The following is a 7,812-nucleotide window of genomic DNA, read 5'->3' as shown; positions in this document are numbered from 1 at the left end:
GTATTATTCTCGATCAGGGTAGCTTTTAACAAACAGGCCATTAACAAAACACTTTCTTTTGCCCTGTTAATTATCTGGTTGGCCGGTGTAGCTATAACAGGTTATCAAGCAGCTAAAATATCATCAGAATTTAAGCAACATGCGGAGTTAACACAAACAACCGACCTGAAAGCTTATCCGGTGTATACCATCAATATTGATAAAAGTAAATATTTCAGTAAAGAAGATAGCGCGGCTTACCACATTGATGCGAACAATCGCCACCAGATTGTAGTTGACGATTTTGAAGACGGACCTTTTGTTTCGCCGAACCGTATCCGCATTGATATTAACAAAAGTGAAACCGGTGTTACCCGTTTAACACAGAAATACGAATCGCAGGGTAAAACTTTTCAAAGTGCCTTACAAAATGCACAGAACATTAGCTACAATTATGTAGTGAAAGATGCTGAACTGATTTTTAGTCCGCGGTTTCAATTGAGAAAAGGAACCATTTGGAGAAACCAGGAAGTAAGGTTAAATCTTGAAATTCCAGTGGGTACAAAATTAATTTTAAAGCAGGATGCTTACCGCTATGTTAATAATTACTGGACCTGGGAATGTAACGACAGCGAAAACGACCACAACGATTCTAGTGTATGGATTATGACGGATGATGGTTTGAAATGCGTTGCAAAATTAAAAGAAGAGGCGTTAAAAAAGGAAAAGTTAGAGCAAGAGCTACGTGATTTAGACCATTTGCACCAAGATAGGCCTAATGATACCCTTTATCAGGACTCTGTATCAAACCGGATTAAGGAAGTTAAGGAAGAATTGGGTATAGCGCCTGAATAATACGATCCGATAAACATCATAAAAGTACCTATAAGAAAAAACCATGAAAACATTATTTACGCTAGTTGCATGCTTTATGGCATATGGGGCTTCTTTTGCCCAAAAATTAAATAAACTTACAGGGAAAATTGTTGATGAAAAGACTGTTCCGGTATCGTTTGCGATTGTTAGGGTGCTGAATTATCCTGATACCACTGTGGTTAAAAGCGTATCGACCAATATCGAAGGAGCGTTTGCAATTGATCAGTTGAAAAGCGGCGAGTATGTATTGTCGATTTCTATAGTGGGTTTTAAAAGTAAAAAAACTAACCGTTTTTCGCTTAACGAAGACATGAAATTACCTGCTATCACGATCGAAAGTTTAAGCAAACAATTAAAAGACGTGAGCGTTCAGGGCAAAAAACCTTTTATTGAACATCAGATCGATAAAATGGTGCTGAATGTAGAGAACAGCATTATTGCAACAGGTGGTACGGCGCTCGAAATTTTAGAGAAAGCGCCGGGCGTACAGTTAGACAGGCAAAATGACCAAATTTTATTAAACAATAAATCAGGTGTAATGGTGATGATTGATGGGAAGAACAACTTTTTATCGAGTGCCGATTTAACGGTTTATCTAAATGGCTTAAGCAGCAGCCAGATTGCTACCATCGAAATTATTACTAACCCATCGGCTAAATATGATGCTGCCGGCAACGCGGGTATCATCAACATTAAACTTAAAAAGAACAAAGCATTTGGCACCAACGGAAGTGTCTCTTCAACCTATCGCAATGCAATAAGGGCTAACTTACCCACCAACATTTACGGATCGGAGCTTAACTTCAATTTAAATCACCGTGTAGAAAAGTGGAATTTTTTCACCAATGCAAATGCTTCAAAAAATAATAATTTTTCGAATTTATTTTTAGAGCGGAGCACCAATGCCAATGGTTTACAGAGTATGTTTAACCAGAATTTTCAAAAAATATATACAGGATCGCGGTTGGCCGCAAAACTAGGTGCAGATTATTACGCAGGTGAAAAAACAACCATTGGTATTATGCTTGATGGCAGTACGAATACACGTAAATTGGATAATTTCTCTCAAACCTTTATAAACGAGATTAAGGATGGAGTTGCCAGCAATAATTCGTTAATCCAATATTCTGATGCGAATACCCCAAACAAAAATTATAGCGCAAATTTTAATATCAGGCATGATTTTAAAAAAGAGGGCGCAAGTTTAAACTTTGATGCCGATTACTCAGGCTTTGATTACTCGGGTCTGGAAAATTTTAACACTAACTTTTACGATGAAAAAGGGACTGTTTACAACAATACGATCATTAAAAACGATAGTAAAACAGCCATTGATATTTATGCTGCAAAAACAGATTTTACCTGGCCGCTATCAAAAACTACAAAATTGGAAACCGGTTTAAAAAGCGCTTATGTAAAAACCAATAATGATTTTTTATCGTTGGCATTGGTAAATAATGAATGGCAAAATGTTGTAGGGCAAAGCAATAATTTTATTTACAAAGAAAACGTAAATGCAGCTTATGCAAACTTATCAAAAGATCTGGGTAAGTGGCAATTTCAGGCTGGTTTACGGGCAGAGTTTACCCAATCTACCGGAACATCTGTAACCAATAATACATCGGTAAAACAACATTATTTATCATTATTTCCAACGGTTTTTGTTAATCAGAAAATTTCTGAAAGTAGTAATCTACGTTACACCTATGGCCGACGGATAGATCGACCAAATTACCAGCAGTTAAATCCATTTAATTTTTACATGGATCCTTATACCATAGCACAGGGAAACCCATACTTAAAACCCCAGTTTACCAATAATTTTGAGGTGAGTTACAATTATAAAAGCGGATTATTTTTTTCATTGAGTTATGCTAAAACAAAAGATTTAATTTTAGATAGTAAAACCGCACAAAACGATAGCACCAGAATAGTTACTGTAGGCCAAGGGAATATTGGCAGCGGGGAATACTACTCGGCCGGGTTATCTGTTCCGGTAACCATTGCCAAATGGTGGAATTTGCAAAACAATTTTAGGGTTTCTTATAATAAATTTAATGACGATAATTTAGAGGGCGCCCCCTTTGTTTTAAGTAAAGTCTTCTACAATTTTAATACTGTAAATTCAATTATTTTGGGCGATAACTGGGCATTTGAAACCAATTTCTGGTTAAACTCACCAAAAGTTAGGGGTTTAGAACGGACCACTATTTATCAGTATGCTTTAAATATAGGTGTGCAGAAAAGTTTCCTGAACAAAGCTTTAAAACTTAAGTTAAATGTTGATGATATTTTTCAAACCAACTACTGGAAAGGAACGCTTGATTATCAAAATGTAAATTTAAGGGTGCAGAATAATTACATCAGTAGAAGAGTATCTTTCAATATCAGTTATAGTTTTGGCAACCAAAACCTAAAATCAAACCAGGACCGGAAAACGGCGGCAGATGATATTAAGGGAAGAGCTGGGGGTTAGTCTGGACTCTAAGTTTGGAGTTTGGAGTTGAGAGTCTGGGGGCGAAAGCTTGGAGGCAGAAGTTCCAGACCGACTGTGTTTCGCAATAACAGATTTGTCTCGGCATAAAAATAGAACGCCTAAAAAAGAAGAAATCATGAAAATATTACTTACGCTAGTTGCATGCTTAATAGCGTGTAGGGCTTCTTTTGCCCAGAAATTAAATACTTTGACGGGAAAAATCGTCGATGAAAAGACTGTTCCGGTGTCGTTTGCCATTGTTCGGATTTTAAATTATCCTGATACCACGGTGGTTAAAAGTGTATCGACCAATATAGAGGGCGCTTTTACAATCGACCAGTTAAAAAACGGTGAGTATCTGCTGTCGATCTCGATCGTTGGTTTTAAGCGTAAAAATACGGATCACTTTTCAGTCAATGGTGATTTAAAGTTGCCAGCCATCGGTATCGAAAGTTTAAGCAAACAATTAAAAGAAGTAAGCGTTCAGGGCAAAAAACCTTTTATTGAACATCAGATCGATAAAACGGTGCTGAATGTAGAAAATAGCATTATTGCAACTGGAGGCACGGCTTTAGAAGTGTTAGAGAAAGCCCCAGGCGTGCAGATCGACCGCCAAAACGACCAGATTAAACTGAATAATAAAAGTGGTGTGATGGTGATGATCGATGGGAAATCGAATTTCCTATCTGGTGCTGATGTTACCACATTGTTGAGCAATATGAGCAGCGATCAGATTTCTACCATCGAACTCATTACCAATCCATCTGCCAGGTACGACGCTGCCGGAAATGCAGGGATCATCAACATCAGACTAAAACGCAACAAAGCTTATGGTACCAATGGTACGGTTTCTGTTAATACTGGGCAGGGCATTATGCCCGATTCGCCCAGCGATTTGTTCCGTGCCGGGGTAAACCTGAACTTAAATCACAGGCAGGGGAAATGGAACATTTTTGGAAATGGTGCCGTGGCACGCAAAGCCCAATTTAACAATACGTTTTTAACCCGTACCACTTTATCTGAAGGTTTGGCCAGTTCACTTACGCAAAATTTCGACCGTAAAAATAAAGGTGTTGGTTTTCAGGGGAAACTAGGCGCAGATTATTATGCTTCTGAGAAAACCATTTTTGGGGTAATGTTGGATGCCAATACGGTAAACACCAAACTGACCAATTTTAGCAATACCAATATTAATGCAGTGCAGAATGGAACTTCGAACCTCAGCTATATTTTGCAGGATGCCAATTCGAGCTCTCCGGCGGCTAATTTAACGGCCAACTTTAACATTAAACACGATTTCGATAAAAAAGGCAAGAGCMTTACTTTCGATGTAGATTATTCGGGTTTCAGCAATAAAAAAGATGAAAATTTTTTGGCCAATTATTTAAATGCAAACGGCAACCCAACCAACCAAACCAGTTTAAGAAATAATACGGATGCCGAGATCAATGTGTATGCCGCCAGAACGGATTTCACTTTGCCGCTTTCTAAAACAATGAAAATTGAAACGGGCTTAAAAAGCAGCTATGTAGTTACGAATAACGATTTTATTTCTGAGCAGTTGGTATCTGGTGTATGGCAAAATGATCTGGGTAAATCGAACAACTTTGTATATAAAGAAAATATTAATGCCATTTATGGGAGTTTATCTAAAGAATGGAAGGTGTGGCAGATTCAGCTGGGTTTAAGGGCGGAGCACACACATTCTAATGGCACTTCTGTAACCGACCAGAAAGAAGTAGACCGGAACTATCTATCTGTTTTTCCAACGGTTTTTGTTAATCAGAAGATCAGTGAAAACCATAACATCCGTTACGCTTATGGCAGAAGGGTAGACCGTCCGAATTACCAACAGCTTAATCCATTTGTGTTTTACATGGACCCTTTGGCGGTTGATCAGGGAAATCCTTATCTGAAACCTCAGTTTACTGATAATTACCAGATCAGTTACAGTTATAAACAAGCTTCTTTTTCGCTGAGCTATTCGAATACCCGTGATATGATTACACAAATTAGTAAACAGGATGATGCCACCCGGGTGATCAGTGTAATCCGCCAGAATTTAGGCCGCTTCCAGAATTATTCTGCAGATTTATATGTTCCCATCAAGGTTACGAAATGGTGGAATATTCAAAATAATGTAAGTGTTTATTACAGCAAATTTAATGACGGAAATATTGAAGGTGCTGCATACAGTGCGGGTAAGGCTGCGGTAAATGTTTTTACCTCCAATTCCTTTACCTTACCTCAAAATTTTAGTATCGAAATTAGTGCATGGCTAAACTCCCCACGGGTTTCGGGTGTAGAGCAAACCACCATTTACCAGGGAGCTTTAAATGCCGGAATCCAGAAAACTTTAATGAATAAAAAGCTTAAACTCCGTTTAAATATGGATGATATTTTACTTACCAACCATTGGGAAGGGAAACTGGTTTATCAGAACATCAATATGAACGTAGTGAACCGTTACACCAGCCGAAGGGCAAATTTCAGCATCAGCTATAATTTCGGGAACCAGAATGTAAAATCAGCCCGGTCCAGGAATACGGCTACCGATGATATTAAGGGAAGAGCAGGCGGTTAGTTTTTTAGTCCTTAGTCTAAAGTCTGGGTAGTAAATCTCCCATTAACCAATTTATACAGTTAATCAGTTTAAACAATTAACCAAAAAACAATGAAAAATATAATATACAGTATCGCAATTTTATTTACCGCTTTAGGTTACGGATGCCATAATAGTGGCGGTTATTTATCTATAAATGCTACCGATAATGATACTAGTTTCAAATTTGAAGCAAAGTATGCCGAAGATAAAACGGATAAACTGGAAAAATTCCTGGATAGTGCCTTGAATAATGAACTTCCGTTAGATCAGAATATCGATCTGTTCGTAAACTTAAACGGCAGTGATAAGTTTAACCTTAAAGCCAAAAAAGGCTGGTTAGTGATCGACTTCGATAAGCGGAACAGCACTTTGGCAGGCTATATGAAAGTGAAAAAACTTACTGAAGGGATTAGACAGAAATTAACGGAATAATCGTGTTTTAACCGAAGATTGCAGAGAGAAAGCGCAGAGGACACTAAGTTGGGTGGTCTTCGACTATGTTTAAACTAACAATTTAATGCGATCGTCATTCCCGCGCAGGCGGGAATCTTAATTGTTTCAATGTATTTCCGCAGCTTTTTTAACCGCAAAGTACACGAAGAAAGGATCACTTAACTGTTTTTATACAATTCAATTTTCCGTCCATCGGGATCAATAATTATTGACATAAAACCAAATTCTGTTTGGGTTGGCTCTTGAACAAAATCAGCTTGTAATATATTTAATTCATACATCACTAGATCAAAATTTTCTATACCAAAACCTAACCTTAAGTTCCTGTCTGCTTCAGTTTGGTTTTTCGCCAAGGGATAAATTTCAAGAATAGTTCCCTTAATTGTAGCTGAATAATGATAAGGTGAACTATCGTGTTTATGATATTCAAATTTAAGCCCAAGTAAACTGTAAAAATCAGCTAGAAGTTTTGTATCTCTAGTTCGTAGTACCAGTAATCGAATGTCCATATTTACTTTTTTTTGAAACTATAAACTAAAAATGCTTTATACATAATCTATTCAAAGTGTTGTGTTTTCCTTAATGAATTTAATATCTGGACTTTCTGAAATTATCCAAATTTCAAATTCATAAGGTTTATGGTCTATCTCAAGGATTAATTTTCTTTGATTGGAGTTTAATTTTACGTTGTTCCCAATTTCTTTAATTGTTCCTTCACATAGTGAAGTATAAATTTCTGCCTGGGCATTCTTTATCGAATAGGGGAAGTATCGATCTTTCAAATCAGGATTAAAAGATGCAGCATTACTTTTTACATTGTCAATTGAGATTATTGCAAAACAATGATTTCGGGAGACCTTTACAGATTTTAGAGTGCCTGTAAATTCAATGTTGTTCTTTAGTAGCTTATCATTTTCAGTTTTTCGGCTTCTGCCCGTTTTATACCAGATAAAAACAAGTAATAACCAAAGGATAAAAAAGGCAAAAACAATTTTTGGGTGTTTCATCGTGTGAGAAGCTTGTATATTAATTTAATCCGCATAAATCCGTACAATCTGCATGTTTAATACATCAGTAAATCACAAAAAATTCATCTATTAATGCCCCATTCAAGGCGAAAACCAATCTATAATAACCTATTTTATTTCCATCTTGATCAATTTGGCTTTTGAAAGCAATCGCATCTCCATCAAGCAGTTCAAAATCAAGGTTTTCGGTTTCTATTGAAATATTCTTGTTGCTAATGTCTAAATCTGCACAGGTATTTTGATCCAATAATGAGTTGAAAGATTTGATATAGGTCTCAGATACATTGTAGTTTTCTATGAAATTTTTTATTTGCGGGTCGTTCATGATATTATTTCTATTCGTTATAAGTCAAAAGTTTTATTGCTAACCCACTAAATTTTATGTGTATATCTAC

General features: G+C 36.7%; 6 protein-coding genes and 1 pseudogene. 4 read left to right on the top strand and 3 right to left on the bottom strand.

Features of this window, described 5'->3' with window-relative positions:
- The 4 genes and pseudogenes from AC1DPQ_RS11450 to AC1DPQ_RS11435 all read left to right on the top strand — a co-directional run.
- A pseudogene (locus AC1DPQ_RS11450) lies at positions 1-834 on the top strand (hypothetical protein); the annotation flags it as partial.
- 43 nt (positions 835-877) lie between these two features.
- Entirely contained in the window at positions 878-3,331 is a 2,454-nt protein-coding gene (locus AC1DPQ_RS11445; protein WP_477609352.1) for a TonB-dependent receptor domain-containing protein, read from the top strand.
- A gap of 136 nt (positions 3,332-3,467) precedes the next feature.
- The gene (locus AC1DPQ_RS11440) at positions 3,468-5,915 is read left to right on the top strand and encodes a TonB-dependent receptor domain-containing protein (protein ID WP_477609350.1); all 2,448 of its coding nucleotides are present in this window, start codon (positions 3,468-3,470) and stop codon (positions 5,913-5,915) included.
- Positions 5,916-6,005: 90 nt separating this feature from the next.
- Positions 6,006-6,368, top strand: a complete 363-nt coding sequence (locus AC1DPQ_RS11435) for a hypothetical protein (RefSeq protein ID WP_477584629.1) — start codon at positions 6,006-6,008, stop codon at positions 6,366-6,368.
- 179 nt (positions 6,369-6,547) lie between these two features.
- Here AC1DPQ_RS11435 and AC1DPQ_RS11430 read toward each other — a convergent pair whose 3' ends face one another.
- From AC1DPQ_RS11430 to AC1DPQ_RS11420, 3 genes are all read right to left on the bottom strand, one after another.
- Positions 6,548-6,898, bottom strand: coding sequence for a VOC family protein (locus AC1DPQ_RS11430; protein WP_477609348.1), 351 nt, complete (start codon positions 6,896-6,898; stop codon positions 6,548-6,550).
- A gap of 51 nt (positions 6,899-6,949) precedes the next feature.
- Complete coding sequence (locus AC1DPQ_RS11425; RefSeq protein ID WP_477609346.1) at positions 6,950-7,396, bottom strand: hypothetical protein; 447 nt, start codon at positions 7,394-7,396, stop codon at positions 6,950-6,952.
- Between the two features lie 64 nt (positions 7,397-7,460).
- Positions 7,461-7,742: a hypothetical protein gene (locus AC1DPQ_RS11420; protein ID WP_477584627.1), complete on the bottom strand. Its 282-nt coding sequence runs from the start codon at positions 7,740-7,742 to the stop codon at positions 7,461-7,463.
- Positions 7,743-7,812: the final 70 nt, after the last annotated feature.

It is taken from the genome of Pedobacter sp. 01T416_2 (genome assembly GCF_056398925.1).
The sequence above is the reverse complement of the archived record's forward strand: the minus strand, read 5'-3'. Positions and strand labels throughout refer to the sequence as shown.